18 protein-coding genes and 2 tRNA genes are annotated in these 19,743 nt (G+C 70.8%); 6 read left to right on the top strand and 14 right to left on the bottom strand.

Annotation, left to right across the window (positions count from 1 at the left end; genetic code table 11):
• The first annotated feature begins 5 nt into the window (after positions 1-5).
• The 5 genes from DEJ00_RS13160 to DEJ00_RS13140 all read left to right on the top strand — a co-directional run bounded on the left by DEJ00_RS13160 (position 6) and on the right by DEJ00_RS13140 (position 5,004).
• The gene (locus DEJ00_RS13160; protein ID WP_027465341.1) at positions 6-1,232 is read left to right on the top strand and encodes a CdaR family transcriptional regulator; all 1,227 of its coding nucleotides are present in this window, start codon (positions 6-8) and stop codon (positions 1,230-1,232) included.
• Between the two features lie 78 nt (positions 1,233-1,310).
• Positions 1,311-2,252, top strand: coding sequence for an ACP S-malonyltransferase (locus DEJ00_RS13155; protein ID WP_111057653.1), 942 nt, complete (start codon positions 1,311-1,313; stop codon positions 2,250-2,252).
• Positions 2,249-3,301, top strand: a complete 1,053-nt coding sequence (locus tag DEJ00_RS13150; protein ID WP_258373685.1) for a beta-ketoacyl-ACP synthase III — start codon at positions 2,249-2,251, stop codon at positions 3,299-3,301. The genes DEJ00_RS13155 and DEJ00_RS13150 overlap by 4 nt, the downstream gene beginning before the upstream one ends.
• A gap of 122 nt (positions 3,302-3,423) precedes the next feature.
• Positions 3,424-3,672, top strand: a complete 249-nt coding sequence (locus tag DEJ00_RS13145) for an acyl carrier protein (RefSeq protein ID WP_017886710.1) — start codon at positions 3,424-3,426, stop codon at positions 3,670-3,672.
• Positions 3,673-3,759: 87 nt separating this feature from the next.
• Positions 3,760-5,004, top strand: a complete 1,245-nt coding sequence (locus tag DEJ00_RS13140; protein WP_027465338.1) for a beta-ketoacyl synthase — start codon at positions 3,760-3,762, stop codon at positions 5,002-5,004.
• Between the two features lie 243 nt (positions 5,005-5,247).
• Here DEJ00_RS13140 and DEJ00_RS13135 read toward each other — a convergent pair whose 3' ends face one another.
• The 6 genes from DEJ00_RS13135 to DEJ00_RS13110 form a co-directional block, all read right to left on the bottom strand.
• Entirely contained in the window at positions 5,248-5,748 is a 501-nt protein-coding gene (locus DEJ00_RS13135; RefSeq protein ID WP_027465337.1) for a DUF3145 domain-containing protein, read from the bottom strand.
• 176 nt (positions 5,749-5,924) lie between these two features.
• Positions 5,925-6,770, bottom strand: a complete 846-nt coding sequence (locus tag DEJ00_RS13130) for a DUF1684 domain-containing protein (protein WP_111057652.1) — start codon at positions 6,768-6,770, stop codon at positions 5,925-5,927.
• The gene (locus DEJ00_RS13125; protein ID WP_173033412.1) at positions 6,767-7,891 is read right to left on the bottom strand and encodes an AI-2E family transporter; all 1,125 of its coding nucleotides are present in this window, start codon (positions 7,889-7,891) and stop codon (positions 6,767-6,769) included. Before DEJ00_RS13125 ends, DEJ00_RS13130 begins: the two co-directional genes overlap by 4 nt.
• A gap of 7 nt (positions 7,892-7,898) precedes the next feature.
• Positions 7,899-7,973, bottom strand: a tRNA-Ile gene (locus DEJ00_RS13120).
• 13 nt (positions 7,974-7,986) lie between these two features.
• Positions 7,987-9,198 carry a glycosyltransferase gene (locus DEJ00_RS13115; protein WP_027465335.1) on the bottom strand — a complete coding sequence of 404 codons (1,212 nt, stop codon included), beginning with the start codon at positions 9,196-9,198 and terminating at the stop codon, positions 7,987-7,989.
• A 113-nt stretch (positions 9,199-9,311) separates the two neighbouring features.
• On the bottom strand, positions 9,312-10,226 hold the full coding sequence (locus tag DEJ00_RS13110; protein WP_181440182.1) for a DMT family transporter: 915 nt from the start codon (positions 10,224-10,226) through the stop codon (positions 9,312-9,314).
• Positions 10,227-10,265: 39 nt separating this feature from the next.
• Here DEJ00_RS13110 and def point away from each other — a divergent pair, with 39 nt between their 5' ends.
• Positions 10,266-10,841, top strand: coding sequence for a peptide deformylase (gene def / locus DEJ00_RS13105; protein ID WP_071248054.1), 576 nt, complete (start codon positions 10,266-10,268; stop codon positions 10,839-10,841).
• A 58-nt stretch (positions 10,842-10,899) separates the two neighbouring features.
• Here the strand turns inward: def and DEJ00_RS13100 are convergent, their stop codons facing one another.
• The 8 genes from DEJ00_RS13100 to DEJ00_RS13065 form a co-directional block, all read right to left on the bottom strand.
• On the bottom strand, positions 10,900-11,388 hold the full coding sequence (locus DEJ00_RS13100; RefSeq protein WP_146247969.1) for a hypothetical protein: 489 nt from the start codon (positions 11,386-11,388) through the stop codon (positions 10,900-10,902).
• A 137-nt stretch (positions 11,389-11,525) separates the two neighbouring features.
• Positions 11,526-11,598: transfer RNA gene (locus tag DEJ00_RS13095), tRNA-Asn, on the bottom strand.
• Between the two features lie 115 nt (positions 11,599-11,713).
• On the bottom strand, positions 11,714-12,724 hold the full coding sequence (locus tag DEJ00_RS13090) for a D-isomer specific 2-hydroxyacid dehydrogenase family protein (protein WP_258373684.1): 1,011 nt from the start codon (positions 12,722-12,724) through the stop codon (positions 11,714-11,716).
• Positions 12,721-13,650: an ATP-binding cassette domain-containing protein gene (locus DEJ00_RS13085; RefSeq protein ID WP_111057650.1), complete on the bottom strand. Its 930-nt coding sequence runs from the start codon at positions 13,648-13,650 to the stop codon at positions 12,721-12,723. The genes DEJ00_RS13090 and DEJ00_RS13085 overlap by 4 nt, the downstream gene beginning before the upstream one ends.
• 148 nt (positions 13,651-13,798) lie before the next feature.
• Positions 13,799-15,496 carry an ABC transporter ATP-binding protein gene (locus tag DEJ00_RS13080; protein WP_111057649.1) on the bottom strand — a complete coding sequence of 566 codons (1,698 nt, stop codon included), beginning with the start codon at positions 15,494-15,496 and terminating at the stop codon, positions 13,799-13,801.
• Positions 15,493-16,518, bottom strand: a complete 1,026-nt coding sequence (locus DEJ00_RS13075) for an ABC transporter permease (protein ID WP_111057648.1) — start codon at positions 16,516-16,518, stop codon at positions 15,493-15,495. The genes DEJ00_RS13080 and DEJ00_RS13075 overlap by 4 nt, the downstream gene beginning before the upstream one ends.
• Before the next feature lie 2 nt (positions 16,519-16,520).
• Entirely contained in the window at positions 16,521-17,597 is a 1,077-nt protein-coding gene (locus DEJ00_RS13070; protein ID WP_083404423.1) for an ABC transporter permease, read from the bottom strand.
• A gap of 117 nt (positions 17,598-17,714) precedes the next feature.
• Entirely contained in the window at positions 17,715-19,331 is a 1,617-nt protein-coding gene (locus tag DEJ00_RS13065) for an ABC transporter substrate-binding protein (protein ID WP_027465328.1), read from the bottom strand.
• Positions 19,332-19,743: the final 412 nt, after the last annotated feature.

Here is a 19,743-nt window from a genome sequence, read left to right as displayed (position 1 = left end):
AACCCGTGACGACGGTCCGCCCGGACCACGAGAGCCAGGAGAGCGCGCGCGAGCGTGCGCTCTCCTGGCTCCGTCAGGTGTCCGGAGAACTCTCCACCGCCACCATCAAGCGGCTCGAGGACACGCTCCCGTGGTACAGCGAGATGCCGCCGGGGCGCCGCTCCGCCGTGGGCCTCGTCGCCCAGGCCGGCATCACCTCGTTCATCAGCTGGCTCGAGGGCACCGCGTCGACGCCGTGGATCGCCGCGGCCGACGTCTTCGGGTCCGCCCCGCGGGAACTCCTGCGCTCGGTGAGCCTGCAGCAGACCCTGCAGCTCATCCGCGTCGTGGTGACCGTGGTCGAGGAACGCGCCGCCGACGACGAGATGCTGCAGGAGGCGATCCTCAAGTACTCCCGTGACATCGCCTTCGCCGCCGCCGACGTCTACGCCCGCGCGGCCGAGGCCCGTGGCCTGTGGGACGCCCGGCTCGAAGCGCTCGTGGTCGACTCGATCCTCTCCGGCGAGTACGACGACGAACTGCCCTCCCGCATCGCCGCCCTCGGGTGGCACGGCCACGGCGAGGTCGCGGTGCTCGTCGGCACCGCACCGAAGCAGCTCGAGGTCGACCAGGTCCGGCGCACCGCACGGCACATGGACGCCGACGTGCTCGTCGGGGTCCAGGGATCGCGGCTCGTCGTGGTGATCGGCCGCGCCACCCCGCGCGACGACGTCCCCGAGGGCGAAGAGCCCGTCTCCTTCACGACCATCGCGCAGGCCCTCGAACCGCTGTTCGGCGAGGGCCACCTGGTGCTCGGCAACGAGGTCCCCGGGGTCGTCGACGCCTCGACGAGCGCGAAGGCCGCCCTCGCCGGGTTCGCCGTCGCGCGTGCCTGGCGTGGCGTGCCCCGCCCGGCCCTGGCCGACGACCTGCTGCCCGAACGGGCCCTGGCCGGCGACCCCCTCGCCCGGTCGGCCCTGGTGCAGCGCATCTACGTCCCGCTCAAGGACCAGTCCACCGAGCTCCTGCAGACGCTCTGGTGCTACCTGGACACCGGGCGGTCGCTCGAGGCCACGGCGCGCGAGCTCTTCGTGCACCCGAACACCGTGCGCTACCGCCTGCGCCGAGTCGCCGACATCATCGGCTGGGACGCCACGCACGCCCGTGACGCCCTGATCGTGCAGTCGGCGCTCATCCTCGGCGCGATGTCCGAGTCCGCGACCGGACGCCGCCGCATCACCCCACGGCGGTAGAGAACCAACAATGTCCCGCGGGGATTCGTGTGGGAAGTCCACACGGGCCCCGCGGGACGAGAACGCGAGGATTGTCCGGTGATCGTCGTCGTCGCGCCCGGACAGGGCTCCCAGACCCCCGGCTTCCTCGCCCCCTGGCTCGAGGACCCCACCGTTCGTGAACGAGTCGGGCAGTGGTCGGAGTCGATCGGCGTCGACCTCGCCGAGCACGGCACGAACTCCGACGCGGACACCATCAAGGACACCGCGCTCGCACAGCCCCTCATCGTCGCCGCCGGCCTGGTGACCGCCGACGCACTGCTCGCCGAGGGCCGTCGCGCCCTGGTGGGCGGGGTCGCCGGACACTCGGTGGGCGAGTTCACCGCCGCCGCGGTCGCCGGGATCCTCGAGCCGACCGACGCCGTCGCCCTGGTCGCCGAGCGCGGCCGAGCCATGGCCGACGCCGCCGCGCTCGAGCCGACCTCGATGGCCGCCGTCCTCGGTGGCGACGCCGACGCCGTGGCCGCAGCCCTCGCCGAGCACGGCCTGGTGCCCGCGAACCACAACGGTGGCGGCCAGACCGTCGTCGCCGGTGCGGCCGACGCGATCGCGGCCCTCGCCGCCGACCCGCCCGCCAAGGCCCGCGTGATCCCGCTCGCCGTGGCCGGTGCGTTCCACACCCGGTACATGGCCCCCGCCGTCGAGCGGGTCGCCCCGGTCGCGGCCGCTGCCACCGTGCAGGACCCGACCCTGCCGATCTGGACGAACGCCGACGGCTCCCGGGTCGACGACGGCCGTCGCTTCGTCGACCTGATGGTCCAGCAGATCGCGAACCCCGTGCACTGGGACGCGGTCATGGAGTCCTTCTCCGCCGCCGGCGTGACCGGCATCATCGAGCTCGCACCCGCCGGTGCCCTCGTCGGCCTGGCGAAGCGCGGCCTCCGCGGCACGCCGACCGTCGCGATCAAGACCCCCGACGACCTGCCTGCAGCGATCGACCTGCTGCAGCGCGCGGGCCAGGAAGCAGACGCAACCGCATGACCGACCCGACCACCCCGACGGACGTCCCCACGGGCCTCCCGACCGGATCCGCGCGCCCGCTGCTCCAGCAGCGCCGCGGCCACGAGTTCACCCGCATCCTGGCGTTCGGCGCCGCCCGCGGCGAGAACGTCGTGCCGAACGACGACCTCGTCGGCCCGATCGACTCGTCCGACGAGTGGATCCGGCAGCGCACCGGCATCATCACCCGCAAGCGCGCGGGCAAGGACGTCGAGGCCGTCGACCTCGCCGAGGCCGCCGCGCGCGAGGCCATCGAGAAGGCCGGCATCGAGCCGTCCCAGATCGGCGTCGTGCTCGTGAGCACCGTCACGCACACCGTCGCGACCCCGTCGATGGCGTCGCTGCTCGCCGAGCGCATCGGGGCCACCCCGGCGGCCGCGTACGACATCAGCGCCGCCTGCGCCGGGTACGCCTACGGCATCGCCCAGGCCGACTCGTTCATCAAGTCCGGACTCGCCGACCACGTGCTGGTCGTCGGCGCCGAGAAGCTCAGCGACGTCGTCGACCCGACCGACCGCTCGATCTCGTTCCTGCTCGGGGACGGTGCCGGCGCCGCCGTGATCGGCCCGAGCGACTTCCCGGGCATCGCCCCCACCATCTGGGGTTCCGACGGCTCGAAGTGGGACGCCATCGGCATGACCGCGACCTACAACGAGTGGGAGGCCGGCGCACCGCGTCCGACCATGCGCCAGGCCGGGCAGACGGTGTTCCGCTGGGCCGTCTGGGAGATGGTCAAGGTCGCCCGCCAGGCACTCGAGACCGCCGGGGTCCGCCCCGAGGACCTCGCCGCCTTCGTGCCGCACCAGGCGAACATCCGCATCATCGACGAGTTCGCCAAGCAGCTCGGCCTGCCCGAGACGGTGACGATCGCCCGCGACATCACCACCACCGGCAACACCTCCGCCGCGAGCATCCCGCTCGCCACGCACCGCCTGCTCGAGGAGCACCCGGAACTGTCGGGCGGCCTCGCCCTGCAGATCGGCTTCGGCGCCGGACTCGTCTTCGGCGCGCAGGTGGTCGTCCTCCCCTGATCCCCGCCCGGTCGCGCAGCCGCGCGCCCGGTCCCCATCCCGACGAGCCTCCGCGCACCCGGACCCCGCGTGCCCTAGGCTGGTCAACGGTCAAACGACACCCCCCTTCAAGGAGAACACTCATGGCCCTGTCCAACGAAGAAGTCCTCGCCGGCCTGGCCGAGCTGATCAACGACGAGACCGGTATCGCCACCGACACCGTCGCCGCCGACAAGTCCTTCACGGACGACCTCGACATCGACTCCATCTCGATGATGACCATCGTGGTCAACGCCGAGGAGAAGTTCGACGTGAAGATCCCGGACGAAGAGGTCAAGAACCTCAAGACCGTGGGCAACGCGGTCGACTACATCGTCAAGGCCCAGGCCTGACACGAGCTTCCTGAGCGCCGCGGCCCGCGGACCCCTGCGGGCCACGGCGCTCATCTTGTTCACACCAACGAAAGAACACGTCGTCCCATGACCAAGAAGACCGTCGTCGTCACCGGGATCGGTGCGATCTCACCCCTCGCCGCGACCGCCCCGGACACCTGGGACGCGCTGCTCGCCGGCAAGTCCGGCATCACCCGCATCGAGGACCCCCGCTACGCCGAGCTCGAACTCCCCGTGGAGTTCGCCGGCCAGGCGCGCCGGTTCCTCACCGACCAGCTCACCCGCCCCGAGTCGAAGCGCCTCGACCCCTCGTCGCAGCTGTCGCTCGTCGCGGCGCGTGAGGCCTGGGCCGACGCCGGCATCGACGACGAGTCGGTCGTGCCCGAGCGCCTGATCGTCGACTGGGCGACCGGCATCGGCGGCGTGAACACGCTGCTCGACGCCTGGGACACCCTGCGCGAGAAGGGCCCGCGTCGCGTCCTGCCGATGACGGTCCCGATGCTCATGGCGAACGGCCCCGCCGCCGCCATCGAGATGGAGTTCGGCGCCCGTGGCGGCGCCCGCACCTACCTGTCGGCCTGCGCGTCCTCGACCGAGTCACTGGCCGAGGCGTACCGGCACATCGCCGACGGCGACGCCGACATCGTCATCACCGGTGGCGCCGAGGCCGCGCTGCACCCGCTCCCGCTGGCCGCGTTCGCCGCGATGCAGGCCCTGTCGCGCCGCAACGACTCCCCCGAGACCGCCTCGCGTCCGTACGACGTCACGCGTGACGGCTTCGTGCTCGGTGACGGCGCAGCAGCGCTCATCCTCGAGTCGAAGGAGCACGCGGAAGCCCGCGGCGCGACCATCTACGCCGAGGTCGCCGGCTCCGGCATCACCTCCGATGCCTTCCACATCACTGCGCCGGACCCCGAGGGCAGCGCCGCCGCCCGTGCGGTCCTGCAGGCCCTCGAGCACGCCGACGCGAGCATCGAGGACGTCGTGCACGTCAACGCGCACGCCACCTCGACCCCCGTCGGTGACGTCGCCGAGTACCACGCGATGCGTCGGGTCTTCGGCGACCACCTGGACGACGTCGTGGTGTCCGCCACCAAGGCGTCCACGGGCCACCTGCTCGGTGGTGCCGGTGCGATCGAGGCGGTCTTCACCGTCCTCGCGCTGCACAACCGCGTCGCCCCGCCGACGATCAACCTGCACGACCAGGACCCGGAGATCGTCATGGACGTGGCCCGCGAGCCGCGTGCGCTGCCCGAGGGCGACCTGCTCGCGGTCAGCAACTCGTTCGGCTTCGGCGGCCACAACGCCGTGGTCGCGTTCCGCAGCGTCTGATCCGTCACACCCTCTGCCAGGAGGCCCGTCCCGCGTCGTCGGGGCGGGCTTCCGTCGTTCCGGTGGTCGGGTCGCAGTCCCGCCAACACGCCGTCGTGTCGCTGAGGCGCCCCGGGAACGACGAGACGCCGCCGTGTTCGGCGGCGTCTCGAGTCTTCGGCGGTGTCAGGACAACACGCCGGCGTGTTGCGCACCCGACGCCGGCGTCCGCGCACCCGAGACGCCGGCGTGTTGCGAGTCGGGTCAGCCGACGCGGTGCAGCCAGACGACCGGGTTGCCCTCGGCCGCGTGGCGGAAGGGCTCGAGCTCGTCGTCCCAGGCCTGCCCGAGGGCGAGTCGGAGCTCACGGTGCAGCTCGAGGGCGTTGCTGCCCGCGACCTCCATCGCGTAGCGCACCCGGTCCTCGGGGATGACCATGTTGCCCGTGACGTCGGTCTGGGCGTAGAACACACCGAGGTCGGGCGTGTGCATCCAGCGGCCGCCGTCCGAGGCGCTCGTCGGCTCCTCGGTGACCTCGTACCGCAGGTGCTCCCACCCGCGCAGGGCCGACGCGATCGCGGCACCGGCGCCCACCGCACCGGTCCACGTGTACTCGGTCCGGCGCGCACCGTCCTGTGCGGGCTGGTCGAGCCACGAGAAGTTCACGGCGCGGTTCATCGCGCGACCTGCAGCCCATTCGACGTGCGGGCAGAGCGCGCGGGGTGAGGAGTGCACGTAGAGCACTCCTGTCGTCGTTCCGTTCACGGTTCCTCCGATACGTCAGGTGCGACTTCCCCATCGACCTGGTGCGGAGGATCCTGACCCGAGGGGCCACGGAACCATCGGTATGCGATTGTGATGTCCCGACGGGACACGCCCATTATGCAGCGCCACGCCTGGGAACGGCAAGGACCCGACCGGATCAGTGCCACCGCAACCCGTCAGTGCAGGACGGCACCGTTCGCGTCGACCGGGTGCCGCTCCCCCGCCGTGATCGGCGCCGGGACGCGGTTGTCCTCCGGTGGGATCGGGCAGGCGTACTGGTACGAGAACGCGCACGGCGGCAGCACCAGCCGGTTCCAGTCGAGCTCGACCGTGGCCTCGGCGCCGGGGTCGTCGAGGTACAGGAACCGACCCATCGAGTAGGTGCTGCCCGGGTCGTCCTCGGGCAGGGCACTCGTGGCGTCCTGCACGATGAGCTGCAGCCGGGCGGCTCCGCGGTGGGCAGCCGACCGGACAGCGACGAAGCGCACCGCGGCACCACCCACGACGGTCTCGACGTGTCCGGCGACCGGCAGGGCGTCGCCGGCGGCGTCACGGACGCTGCCACGGGCCTCCGGGGCGTCCCCGACCAGCGGGACGTACGTGCCGGACGTCACCCAGTCGCCGGACCACGCGAAGCGGGCGATCTGCGCGAAGCGGGCGATCGCCTCGGACGACGGGTCCCAGACGCGCAGGGTGTCACCGCTGACGGTGCCGGCGAAGCCGTCCGGCAGCGCGACGGTCGACGGCACGACGGCGGTGTCCCCGGCCACCAGGACCGTGCCGTCGACCGGGACGCCGTCGACGACGACGCCGTCGGATGCCTCGGCCGTCACGGTGAGTCCGCCGACGGCCGGGGCCCACGTCCCGGGGACCGGCCAGACCGGCTGCGGGTGGTCGACGTGCTGGGCGTTCACCAGGGCGAGCGGCCCACGGGCACTGCGCGCCCAGCGGTCACGGTCGTGGACGTGCTCGGCGAAGGCGGCGACGACCGCGTCGTCGGGTGCGCCGGTGCCGCTCGTCACGCCTGCTCCTGGCGGGGGTAGATGACCTTCTGCACGATGATGATGACCGACGCCGCGACGGGCAGCGCCACGAGCGCGCCGAGCACGCCGCCGATCGTGCCGCCCGCGACCGCCGCGATGACCACGAGGGCGCCGGGCACCTGGACCGCCCGCGACATGATGCGCGGGGAGATCAGGTAGGCCTCGACCTGCATGTAGACCAGGTAGTAGATGCCCGAGAACAGGGCGGTGGCCGGCGACGCGAAGAAGCAGAGCAGCGAGATCACGATCGCGGCGGCCAGCGTGCCGACCAGCGGGATCAGCGAGCCGAGGAACGCGATGAACGCGAGCAGCACGGGCAGCGGTGCACCGATGATGAGCAGGAAGATGAAGCTCAGGATGCCGTTGATGAGCGCCTGCGACACCTGCCCGACGACGTACCGGCCGACCGCTTGCGTGATCTGCTCGCTCACGTCGATGAAGTTCTGGCGACGCGACGCCGGGACGAACCGGTAGGCCGCGCGCTTCATGCCCCGCATCGACGCGAGGAAGTAGAGCATCAGGATGATGACGATGAGCGCCCCGGTGACCCCGGACAGGATCCCGCTGCCGACCGCCAGGATCCCGCCGCCGACGCTGAGCAGGTTGCCCGGCTTCTCGACGAAGGACTGCAGCGACTGCAGCGCGTGGTCGATGTCGAACGACCCCGCGAACTGCTTCGACAGGTCCTGCACCCACGGCTGCTGCGAGATGTCCTGCACGATCTCGGGGAAGTTCTGGACCAGGTTCGAGGTCTGCTCCACCAGGATCGGGACGACGGCGAAGACGATGCCGGCGAAGGCCCCGAGGACGACCACCACGACGATCGTGATCGCAGACCAGCGCGGGATGATCCGCTCGAGGAACGACACGAGGGGGTCGATGCCGAGCGCCAGGAACAGCGCGACCCCGATGTAGACCAGGACCGTGCTCAGCTCGTTGATGATCGACCCGGCGAGCAGCGCGACGAGCACCCCGATGGCGCCCATGAACCCGATGCGGAAGGCGTTCACGCGCACGCCGGTACCGCCACGGGTCACCTCGAAGGTGACGTTCGGTGTCGGTGCGTGGTCGTCCTGCGACGTGTCGCGCTTCCTTGGCATGTGCACGTAGGGCGGGCGGGACTCGAACCCGCGGATCGTTCGGTTATGAGCCGACTGCCTTGACCAGCTTGGCTACCGCCCCTCGCCGGAGACCCTCAGGCCACCGGCTCACCACGATACAGCGACTCGAACGTCGACAGCGTGCGGTTGATGTCGTGTGCCTCGATCATGGCCAGGCTGCGTTCCCGCATCGCCACGTACTCCGACTCGGGCGCGGTGAGCACCGTCGTGAGCTTCGCCGCCAGGTCGTCCACGTCGCCCGGGGTGAACAGGTACCCGTTGCCGTCGATCAGGTGCGGCAGCGCCATCGAGTCGGCGGCGACGACGGGCAGGCCCGAGGCCATCCCCTCGAGCGACGAGATGCTCTGCAGTTCCGCCGTGGACGGCATCGCGAACACCGTCGCGTTGGTCAGGGCCTCCTGCTTGCGCTCGTCGGAGACGAAGCCCAGGAACCGCACGCGGTCCTCGAGCCCGAGCTCCTTCGCCAACGCGGTGAGCTTCGGGATCATCTCGCCGTCGCCGACGATCGTCAGCGTCGCGGACAGCTCGGCGGGCAGCAGCGCCACCGCGCGGACCAGCACGTCGAGGTTCTTCTCGGGGGCCACACGACCCACGAACACGATGTCGTTGTTGACCGGGCGTCCCTCGCGCGCCACGTACCGGGACGCGTCGATGCCGCACGAGATCGCGAGGACCTGCTGTCCGGCGATGGCCTTCCGCAGGTAGTCGGCGGCCAGGTTCGTCGGCGTGGTGATGGTGTCGGCCAGTCGGTAGGTCTTGGCGGCGTCGCTCCACGCGATCTTCAGCGCGAGGGGCAGCGTCCACTTGCCGAACGGCGTGTACTCGAGCAGGTTCTCGGGCATGAAGTGGTTCGTCGCGATGACCCGGATGCCGCGGTCGTTCGCCTCGTGCACGATGCCGCGACCGATGACCACGTGCGACTGGATGTGCAGCACGTCGGGCTTGACCGCGTCGAGGATCGGGCCGGTCCACTTCCGGACGCTCCACGGCCACACGAAGCGCAGCCACGGGTGCAGCGGCCACTTGTACGACTTCAGCCGGTGCACGACGAGCGTGACGCCGTGGTGCTCCTCGTCGAAGGTGCCGTACTGGCGGCTCGAGGCCGGGGCCACGACGTGCACCTCGTGCCCGCGCTCGGCGAGACCGACGGCGAGCTGCTCGGCGAAGGTGGCGGCGCCGTTGACGTCGGGGGCGAAGGTGTCCGCTGCGATCAGCACGCGCAACGGTCGGTGACCGCCCGTCGCACCCGTCGGTCCGGCGGTGGCGGTGGTGGCGTCTCCTGACACGGCTGAGTTCGTCCTCTCGTGGGCGATGGCTGGTCGGCAGTGACGCTATCGCACCAGGATCGACGGTCGCGTCAGCCGCGCGGATGAGGGCGGCGACCACCGGGCGCGCGGCGTCAGGCCCGGGTCTGCGGGTGGTGCTTGGCGAGCAGGAACACCCCGGTGATGGCGATGCCCGCGGCGACCACGAACCCCGCCACCGCGAACCACGGCGCCCCCGAGGCCTCGCCGAGCACGATGACGCCGATGCCGACCGCGACGATCGGGTCGATCACCGTCAGCCCCGCGATCACGAGGTCGGCCGATCCGCTCGAGTACGCGTTCTGCACGAAGTACCCGCCGAGCGACGCCGCCACGATCACGCCGGCGATGGCGAGCACGGTCAGCCAGTCGAAGGTGCCGTTCACGAACCGGTTGAGCACGACCTTGGCCAGTGTCGCCACGAACCCGTAGAGCACCCCCGCCCCGACGATGTAGTAGAGCGCACTGCGGTGCTTGGCCACCAGGCGGAACGACACCAGCACGAGGACCAGCACGACGGCCAGGATCACCAGCACGGTGACGAGCTGCTGGCGGGTGATCGCGCTCTCATGCCCGACGAACGCCGCGATGCCGACGAAGATGCCGACGCCGATGATGCACGTCCACACGGCCCGCCGCGCGCGACGACCGAGCGGTACGCCCGACGACCGCGACGAGAACCACGTCGTGATGACCAGGGCGACGGCGCCCAGCGGCTGCACGACGATCAGGGGGGCGAACGTGATGCTGATGAGCTGGAGCACCACCGCGATGCCGAGCATGAGCGTGCCGAGCACCCAGTAGCCGCTCGAGACGAGCCCGACGACGTGCCGGACGCTCAGCCCCTTCGACTGCCGACCGAGACGTGCCTCGACCCGCTGCACCCCGCGGCTCTGGAACTGCGCCCCGAGCGACAGGAAGACCGCACCGATCAGGGCCACCGGGATCATCAGCGCCTGGAACGGCGTGAGGTTGCTCACGGCGTCCGGCAGCTGGAGGTCCGTCGTCACGCGTCGAGGCTACCGTCCCCCGCCGGATAACCTGGGTGAATGGCCGTTCTCCCGATCCGCATCACCGGCGAACCCGTCCTGCACGAGCGTGCAGCCGAGGTCACCGCGTTCGATGACGACCTCCGCACCCTCGTCGCCGACATGCTCGAGACCATGGACCTGGCCCCCGGCGTCGGCCTGGCCGGACCGCAGGTGGGCGTCGGCAAGCGCCTGTTCGTGTACTCCTACACCGATGACGACGACGTCCTGCACCGGGGCGCCGCCGTCAACCCGGTCCTGTGGATCACGCCCCCGGTCCCCGAGTCCGTCGAGGAACTCGACGAGGACGAGGAGTCCGAGGGCTGCCTGTCGATCCCGGGTGAGCGGTTCCCACTCCGCCGCTCCGAGAGCGCCCTGCTGCGGGCCTTCGACGAGCACGGCACCCCGTTCGAGGTCGAGGCGCACGGCTGGCTGGCCCGGATCTTCCAGCACGAGTACGACCACCTGGACGGCTGGCTCTACGCCGACCGCCTGGTGCACCCCTACGGCAAGCAGGTCGCCAAGGCGATCCGCAAGAGCAGCTGGGGCGGACCCGGCCAGTCCTGGTTGCCGGGTCGCGACCACCCCGAGGGCTGACGCCCGTCCTGCCGCCGTCGGCCCGTCGCGGGTGCCGCGGTCGGTCTGGAGGCCCGGCTCAGCCCCGGTAGGCCGCCAGTGCGTCCCGCAGGTGGTCGGTCTCCGGGTGTCCGGGGCAGTACCGCAGGAGGCCTGCGGCAACGTGCGCCCCCCGCTCGTCGGCGACCGCCGACGTCCACGGGTCCGAGCCGCGCACCGCGCAGGCGCTCGCGAGCTCGACCAGGGTCGCGTCGCCACGCGCCGCGGTCACCGCGGCCTGCTGCTGGCTCGACGGCACCGAGCCGGTGAGGCGCTTCGCCGAGCAGTCGGCACGCTCGGCATCCCACACCGCCGAGTAGGTCGTGTAGGTCTCGCTGTCCGATCCGCCGCGGTCGCAGACGAACGCGAAGACCACCGGCGACGCGCCCGAGCCGAGCCCGGTTTCCGAGCTCGTCGGGTCCTCGGAGGCATCGGTGTCCGGGCCGACGCTGCTACAGCCGGTGAGCACCGTCGTCGCGGCCACGACCACGCCCAGGAGCGCGAGTCGAGGCGAACGGGAACGGTGCACCTGTGAACGCTAACAGCATCGACCGGGCACGAGCCGCGCGAACGCTGCGGATCCGGTGCACAGGTGTGCTGGTGCGCTGGTGCAGTTCGGCAGCGTGAACGCAAAAGGTCCCCACCCCGAAGGATGAGGACCTGTCGCTCCCCGAGTTGGACTCGAACCAACAACCTGCCGGTTAACAGCCGGCTGCTCTGCCAATTGAGCTATCGAGGATCACTGTTCGCTGGCGAATGACGTGCGAACAACGGGTAACAGCATAGCAGGACCCTGGCGCCCTCCACCGCATCGGACACGCCGCCCGGGCGCGCCGCGCGGTGGAGCCCCCGGGTCAGTACCCGGCGACCGGGTCGACGACGCCGACGAAGCCATCGCCGTCGCCCCAGAGGAACGCCGTGGCGTTCAGCCGGACACGCTCGGCGAGCAGGGGCGCGACCATGTCCGGGGTGTCGGCCTGGTGCGGGGTGATGACGGCTCCGGGCTCGGACCACAGCGGGTGCCCGTCGGGCAGCGGTTCGGGGTCGGTGACGTCGAGGCCGGCCGCGGCGATCTCCCCGGCGCGCAGCGCGGCGACCAGGGCGTCGGTGTCGACGAGTCCACCGCGCGCGATGTTCACGAGCCGGGCGGAGGGCTTCATGATCCGGAACTGCCGCTCGCCGAAGAGCTTCGCGGTGCCCGAGGTCATCGCCGCCGCGATCAGCACCACGTCGGCGTCGGGCAGGACCTGGTCGAGCTCGTCGGTGGTGACGGTCCGCGCGGCTCCCGGGACGGGGTCGGGCGAGCGGCGCACGACGGTGACGTCGACGTCGAACGGCGCGAGCAGCCGGAGGTACTCGAGCGCGATCCCGCCGGCACCGATCACGACGACGTTCCGCCCGTAGAGCGAGACACCCTCGGGCTCGGTCGCCCACGACGACGCACGAGCGCGCTTCTGCAGGACCCGGAGCGTGCCGAGGGTCAACGCCAGCGCGTGCTCGGCGACCGGCTCCGCGTAGGCACCCTTGGCCGAGGTGAACAGCACGCGGTCGCCGTGCTCCTGGATCAGGTGTGCGAAGGCGTCGACACCGGCGAACGGCAGCTGCACCCATCCCACCCCGGGTGCGGACGACAGGGCGTCGGCGAGACCGGACGGGTCGCGGGGGTCGAGCCAGACGACCCCGCGGGTGTCGGCGTCGAGCGGCGCGACGGTGCCCCCGGCCTCGGTCACGGCGTCCACGTGCAGGTCCGTCGGCTCCGGCAGCACGGCGACGGGCCCGGGCTGCGGGGCCTCGATCGGCAGCGGTGCACCCGACGTGGGGACGACGGCGCGGTGACCCCGTGGACCCTGGTTCGTGGTGCTCACGCGTTCTCCTGACGGTCGGTGCGCGGGCCGGTGCCGGCGGCGAGCGGACGACGCGGCGCCGACGAACGGCGGGACGTGCTCGGTGCCGGACGACGCTTCACCCCGCGGGCCGCGGTCGAGGCGAGGGTCTTCACGTAGGGGTCGACGGGGTTGTCGAGGACCTCGTCGAAGGTGCCGAGCCCGACGAGCCGGGCATCGGCCATCACGGCGACGCGGTCGGCGAGGGCGCGGGCCTCGCGCAGGTCGCTGGACACGACGACGGCCGAGAACTGCCGGCCACGCTGCAGCGTCGCCAGGGCCTCGAGCACGGACTGCCGCACGAGCACGTCGACCCCGCGTGCCGGTTCGTCCGCGACCAGCAGCCGGGGTTCGAGCACGAGCGCCTTCGCCAGGGCGACACGCTGGCGCTGCCCGCTCGAGAGCTCCCACGTGTTCAGGCGCATCGCCCCCAGCGGCAGGTGCACCGCGTCGAGCAGCCGGGCCACGATGAGCCCGGCCTCGCGCCGGTCGAACCGGCGGTCGCGTGCGTAGATCGGTTCGGCGACGGCCTCGCCCACGGTCAGGTCCGGGCTGAGCCGGTCGGCGCCGTCCTGCGGCAGGTAGCCGATCCGGCCGCTCAGCCGTTCGAGCTTGCGCGACGAGGGGCGGAGGCCCCGGGTCTTCTGGCCGAGCACCGTGAGCTCGCCGCCGACGATGTGCCGACGGAGGGCTCCCTCGCCCTCGCCGTGGGATCCGAGCTGGCCTGCGATGGCGGCGGCGAAGGTCGACTTGCCCGAGCCCGACTCACCGAGCAGGGCGAGGATCTCCCCCTGCCGGACCGTCAGGCTCACGCCGTCGACCGCCCGGATGGACTCGCCCCCGCGTCCGCCCCGGTACTCGATCGACACGTCGTCCGCGACGACCGCCGGTCCGTTGACCGCGATCATGAGTCCCCTTCCACGCCGCCCCCTGGCGGCGGTTCGCGACGGACCGCCCTGGCAGGTCCGTCGTGCGTACAGCAGTGGAGCCGACCACCCTGGAGGCCCGGCGTGCGTCGACGACGCTGGCCGGGCCTCCAGGGTGGGTCACGTCGGGTCAGGACCCGGCTTGCTCCAGTCGCTCCAGGGTACGCCGTCGCTCCGCCTGCTCCGCTGGGTCCGGCACCGGCAACGACGCGAGGAGCCGCTGCGTGTAGGGGTGCTGCGGCGCGCCGAGGACCTGCGCCGTCGTGCCCGTCTCGACCAGGTCACCGCGGTACAGCACCGCGATCCGGTCGGACAGCGCGCCGACGACCGCGAGGTCGTGGCTGATGAACAGCGACGCGAAGCCGAGGTCCTGCTGGAGCTCGAGGAAGAGCTCGAGCACGCGCGCCTGCACGGACACGTCGAGCGCACTCGTCGGCTCGTCGGCGATGAGCAGCTTCGGCCGGAGCGCGAGCGACCGAGCGAGCGACGCGCGCTGGCGCTGCCCACCGGAGAGCTCGTGCGGGTAGCGGTCGCCGTACGCGGCTGGCAGCTGCACGGCCTCGAGCAGCTCGTCCACCCGCTTGCGCGCAGCACGCGGACTCGAGACCTCCCGGTGCACGACCAGCGGCTCGGCGACGCACTCGGCGATCGTCAGCAGCGGGTTGAACGAGGTCGCCGGGTCCTGGAACACGAACCCGATGTCCTTCCGCAGGTGCTTGAAGTCGCGTTCGCGGTACCCGAGCATCTCGGCGCCGAGGACCTTGAGCGAGCCGCCGGTGACCTTCGTCAGGCCCGCCATGGCCCGGCCGATGGTGGTCTTGCCGGAGCCGGACTCCCCCACCAGGCCGAGGACCTCTCCCGGACGGATCGCCAGGTCGACACCCTTGACCGCCTTGAACGCCGGCGAGCCGAGCCGCCCGGGGTACTCGATCTCGAGCCCCTTCGCCTCGACCAGCGGGGTGACGTCCTCGGCGATCGCGGCGCGCCGGGCCACCCCGGTGGACGCCTCGAGCCGAGGCACCGCCGCGAGCAGCCGCTTGGTGTAGTCGGCCTGCGGCGTCGCGAACAGCGCCGTCGCCGTGGCCTCTTCGACGATCTCGCCCTGGTACATCACGGCGACGCGGTCGGCCAGGTCCGCGACCACGCCCATGTTGTGCGTGATGACGACGATCGCGGTGCCGAACTCGTCACGGCAGCGACGCAGCAGGTCGAGGATCTCGGCCTGCACCGTCACGTCGAGCGCCGTCGTCGGTTCGTCCGCGATGATGACGCTCGGCTCGAGGGCCAGAGCGCTCGCGATGACCACGCGCTGCTTCTGCCCGCCGGAGAACTGGTGCGGGTAGTGGTCGACGCGAGTCTCGGGGTCGGGGATGCCGACGCGACCGAGGTAGTCGATGGCCTTCGCCCGTGCTTCCTTCCTGGACACGCCGCCGTGGGCACGGAGCCCCTCGGCGATCTGCCACCCGACGGTGAAGACCGGGTTGAGGGCGGTCGACGGTTCCTGGAACACCATCGCCCCGGCGGTTCCGCGCAGGCTGCGGAGCTTCTGCGCGCCGACGCTCACCACGTCGGTGCCGTCGAGCAGCACCGCGCCGCCGAGCGTCGCCGTCTCCGGCATGAGCCGCAGCATGCTGCGCGCCGTGACGGACTTGCCGGAGCCGGACTCGCCGACCAGGGCGAGCACCTCGCCGGGGCGGACGTCGAGGCTGACGCCCTTGACCGCGTCGACGGCGCCGCCGTCGGTCGCGAACGTGACGGTCAGGTCGTCCACGACGACGACCGGTTCGGTGGTGGTGTCGCCCGGTTGCAGGCGGGTGGTCGGGGTCATGCGCCCGTCCCTTCCGTGTCGTTCCCGGCGGTGCGCGGTGCCTCGGGGTCGCGCGTGTCGCGCGTGGACACGAGCTGCTTCAGGCGTCGGCGTGCACGCAGGCGGGGGTCGGAGATGTCGTTCAGGCTCTCGCCGATGAAGGTCACGCCGAGCACGAGCACCACGATCGCGACACCCGGGTAGACACCGGTCCACCAGACACCGCTCGCGACGTCCGAGAGCGCGCGGCTCAGGTCGTAGCCCCACTCGGCGCCCGACGTCGGGCCGATGCCGAACCCGAGGAAGCCGAGGCCGGCCAGGGTCAGGATCGCGTCGCTCGCGTTGAGCGTCAGGATGAGCGGCAGGGAACGGGTCGAGTTCCGCAGGACGTGCCGCGTCATGATGCGCCACGGGTTCGTGCCCATCACGCGAGCCGACTCGACGAACGCGTCGTTCTTCAGCCGGACGGCCTCGGCCCGGACCACGCGGAAGTACTGCGGCACGTACACGACGGTGATCGAGATCGCCGCCGCGATGATGCCGCCCGAGTAGCTCGAGTTGCCGCCGGAGATGACGATGGACACGATGATCGCGAGCAGCAGCGACGGGAACGCGTAGATGGCGTCGGCCACGACCACCAGGACGCGGTCGAGCCAGCCGCCCAGGTACCCGGAGACCATGCCGAGCAGGACGCCCACGATGATCGAGACGATCACGGCGACGATGACGACGAGCACGGCCGTGCGGGCGCCGTAGAGCACGCGGCTGAACACGTCGAAGCCGCCGACCGTGGTTCCCCAGATGTGTTCGGCACTCGGTTCGCCGGTGCGCGGGAAGCTCTGCCCGTCCGCGCCCTGCAGCTGACCGAAGCCGTACGGGGCGAGGAGCGGTGCGAAGACCGCGACGAGCAGGTAGAGGGCGCAGATGACCACGCCGACGATGAGCATGGCGCGCTGCCAGCCGGTGCTCCGGCGGAGCTGGACCACCACGGGGAGCCGCTTCCAGAGCGGCTCGTGGCGGTCGACGAGGGTGGTGTCGACCATCGTCAGAACCTCACTCTCGGGTCGATCAGGGCGGCGACCACGTCGACGATGAAGTTGGTCACCGCGACGATCACCGCCAGCATCGCGACGATGCCCTGCACCGCGACGAAGTCACGGGCCGACAGGTACTGGTTGAGCTCGAAGCCCAGCCCGCGCCACCCGAAGGTCGTCTCGGTGAGCACCGAGCCACCCAGGAGCATCGCGATCTGCAGCCCCATCACGGTGATGATCGGCACGAGGGCCGGACGGAACGCGTGGGTGCGGACGAGCCGCGACTCGCGCACGCCGCGGGACCGGGCGGCGTCGACGTACTCCGAGCCGAGCGACCCGATCATGTTCGCGCGCACCAGGCGCAGGAAGATGCCCGCCGTCAGCAGACCGAGCGTCAGCGCCGGCAGGACGGCGTGCTGCAGCACGTCGCCGATGACCGCGGCGTTGCCGGTTCGGAGCGCGTCGATGATGTAGATGCCGCTCGCGCCCGGGATGCCGTCGAGGATGAGCGACACCCGGGTCGAGGCACGGTCGCCGAGGGGCAGCCAACCGAGCCACACCGAGAAGACGAGCTTGAGCAGCAGACCACCGAAGAACACCGGCGTGGCGTAGGTCAGGATCGCGAGCGCACGGAGCAGCACGTCCGGCCACTTGTCGCGCGTGTACGCGGCGAGCATGCCGAGCGGGATGCCGAGCACGAGCGCGACGATGAGCGCGTAGAACACGAGCTCCGCGGTCGCGCCGCCGTACGTGACGATGATGTCGGTGATCGGACGGTTGTCCGTCGACGAGGTGCCGAAGTCACCGCGCAGGATGTTGCCGAGGTACTCGAAGTACTGCACGAGCACCGGCCGGTCGTACCCGGCGGCGTGCAGGCGTTCCTGCAGCTGGCTCGGCGTGAGACGACCGCCGACCGATGCGGTGATCGGGTTCCCGATGACGCGCATCAGGAAGAACACGAGCGTCACCAGGATGAAGACGGTCGGGATGATGAGGAGGAACCTGACGAGGATGTACCGGCCGAGTCCGCCGCCACTGTTCTTGGCACTGCGTTGTGCCTGTGGCTTGGTGGGATCGGTGCCGTTCACGTCCTGCGTCGCCTCGGGAGTGCTGAGGGTCACGGGGTGTGTGCCTTTCGTCGCCGTTGCACAGGCACGCGGGCGTTCCTCGTGGGAACGCCCGCGGCCTGCACGTGGGGCTTGGTGCTACTTGCTCAGGGTGGCGTACCGGAACTTGAACGAGGCGTCGAGGGTCAGGCCCTTGACGTCCTTGCCGGCGACCGCGACGGACTTGCCCTGCAGCAGCGGCAGCGTCGAGATCTGGGTGGCTTCGCGTTCCTGGGCCTGCTCGATCAGGGCAGCACGCTTGTCCGTGTCGGACTCGGCCTGCTCCTTCGCGATGAGGTCCTGGATCTCCGGGTCGTCGTAGTGGTTCTGGACGAAGTTCTCCTTGGTGAAGAACGGCGACAGGTAGTTGTCGGCGTCGGAGAAGTCCGGGAACCAGCCGAGCTGGTACACGGGGTAGGCGTCCTTGGTGCGCTCCTGCGCGTAGGTCGTGTAGACCGTCGACTGGATGTTGACGGTGAACAGACCGGAGTCCTCGAGCTGCTGCTTGAGCAGCGCGTACTCGTCGTCCGAGGCCGAACCGTAGTGGTCGGGCGCGTACTGGATGTCGAGCTGCACCTTGCCCGTGACACCGGCGTCCGACAGCGTCTTCTTGGCCTTCGCCACGTCCGCGCCGCCGTCGCCGTCGCCGTACATCTCCTTGAACGGCTGGACCGCGCCGGTCAGGCCGTCCGGGACCATCGAGTAGAGCGGGGTGAAGGTGTCGTTGTAGACCTCCTTCGCGAGCTGGGCACGGTCGACCACGTCGGCGGCAGCCTGGCGCACGGCCAGGGCCTTCGCCTCGTCGGCGTCGTCCTGCCCGGTGCCGAACGGCTGGGTCTTGAAGTTGAAGACCACGTAGCGGATCTCGCCGCCGGGGCCGTCGGTGACCTTGAGGGAGTCGTCCTTGCGCAGGTCCGAGATGTCGGTCGGCGTCAGGGAGCGGTACGCCACGTCGACGTCACCCTTCTGCACGGCGAGCTTGAGGTCGGTCTCCTTCGTGTAGTAGCTGGCGGTGACCTCGTCGGTCTTCGCCTTGCCGAGCAGGCCGTCGTACTTCGGGTTGGTCTTGTACTGGATCGTGTCGTTCTCCTTGTAGGAGCTGATCTGGTACTGCCCGGCGAAGGCCTTGCCCTTGACGATGTCGTCGGCGCTGGTGAGCTTCGTCGCGCTGAAGACGTCCTCGTCGACGATCGGACCCGCGGGGCTCGAGAGCACCTGCGGCCAGGTCTGGTCGGCGTGGTCCAGGTTGAACACCACGGTGGTGTCGTCCGGGGTGTCGATGCTCTTGAGGTTGGCCAGCAGCGACTGCGGACCGTTCTCGTTGTTGATCTTCAACTCGCGGTCGAACGAGAACTTCACGTCGCTCGACGTGAGCTTGTTGCCGTTCGCGAACTCGAGCCCGTCCTTGAGGGTGACCTTATAGGTCGTCGGGTTCGTGAACTCCGCCTTCGTGGCGATGTCCGGCTCGACGTCCGGGCTCCCCACGGGAGTGTTCATCAGGAACGGGAACACCTGGTTCTGCACGGCGAAGGAGCCGTTGTCGTAGGAACCAGCCGGGTCGAGGGACGTGATCTTGTCCGTCGTCCCGATGCTCAGGCCGTTCAGTTCGGTGTCACTCACGCTGCTGCTCGCGCAGCCGGTCAGCACCAGCGCCGTCGCTGCTGCACCGGCGCCGAGCGCGATGCCGCGCTTGCCCCACTTGGTCACGGATGCCATGTCCGCTGCCTCTCTGGTCATGATTGCAAGAGTCCTGAGCCGGAGGGTGGAACGTCTGTGTGCCCGGCCAGGAACGCTCATTGGTATCACCCTGTCACGGAACAGAACGAACCGGGGGCGATTTGTTTACACCGCTGTAATGCACGGGCCCGCCGCGTGATGCATGATTCCGCCGGAGTCGAGCGGCGCGTCACGCACAAAAGTTGCGTGGTGCAACCTGGGGCGTCTGGCGGTGCTTACCGGCCGTTCGGGCCCTTCCCGCCCTGAAAGTGCCCGTCCCACGGGACGCCCGGCGACGGTTCCCGCGACCTCGGGGGTGCGCCGGGCGTCCCGTGGGACGGGCACTTTCAGGGCGGGAAGGGCCCGAACGGCCGGTAAGCACCGCCAGACGCCCCAGGTTGCACCACGCAAC

It is taken from the genome of Curtobacterium sp. MCLR17_039, assembly GCF_003234745.1.
Lineage (GTDB): Bacteria > Actinomycetota > Actinomycetes > Actinomycetales > Microbacteriaceae > Curtobacterium > Curtobacterium flaccumfaciens.
This window is presented reverse-complemented; position numbering and strand designations above follow the sequence as displayed.

Coding starts and splice junctions, on each gene's coding strand:
- DEJ00_RS13145 (WP_017886710.1), top strand. CDS start 3,424: ATGGCCCTGTCCAACGAAGAAGTCCTCGCCGGCCTGGCCGAGCTGATC.
- DEJ00_RS13140 (WP_027465338.1), top strand. CDS start 3,760: ATGACCAAGAAGACCGTCGTCGTCACCGGGATCGGTGCGATCTCACCC.
- DEJ00_RS13150 (WP_258373685.1), top strand. CDS start 2,249: ATGACCGACCCGACCACCCCGACGGACGTCCCCACGGGCCTCCCGACC.
- def (WP_071248054.1), top strand. CDS start 10,266: ATGGCCGTTCTCCCGATCCGCATCACCGGCGAACCCGTCCTGCACGAG.
- DEJ00_RS13075 (WP_111057648.1), bottom strand. CDS start 16,518: ATGGTCGACACCACCCTCGTCGACCGCCACGAGCCGCTCTGGAAGCGG.
- DEJ00_RS13125 (WP_173033412.1), bottom strand. CDS start 7,891: ATGCCAAGGAAGCGCGACACGTCGCAGGACGACCACGCACCGACACCG.
- DEJ00_RS13080 (WP_111057649.1), bottom strand. CDS start 15,496: ATGACCCCGACCACCCGCCTGCAACCGGGCGACACCACCACCGAACCG.
- DEJ00_RS13065 (WP_027465328.1), bottom strand. CDS start 19,331: ATGGCATCCGTGACCAAGTGGGGCAAGCGCGGCATCGCGCTCGGCGCC.
- DEJ00_RS13085 (WP_111057650.1), bottom strand. CDS start 13,650: ATGATCGCGGTCAACGGACCGGCGGTCGTCGCGGACGACGTGTCGATC.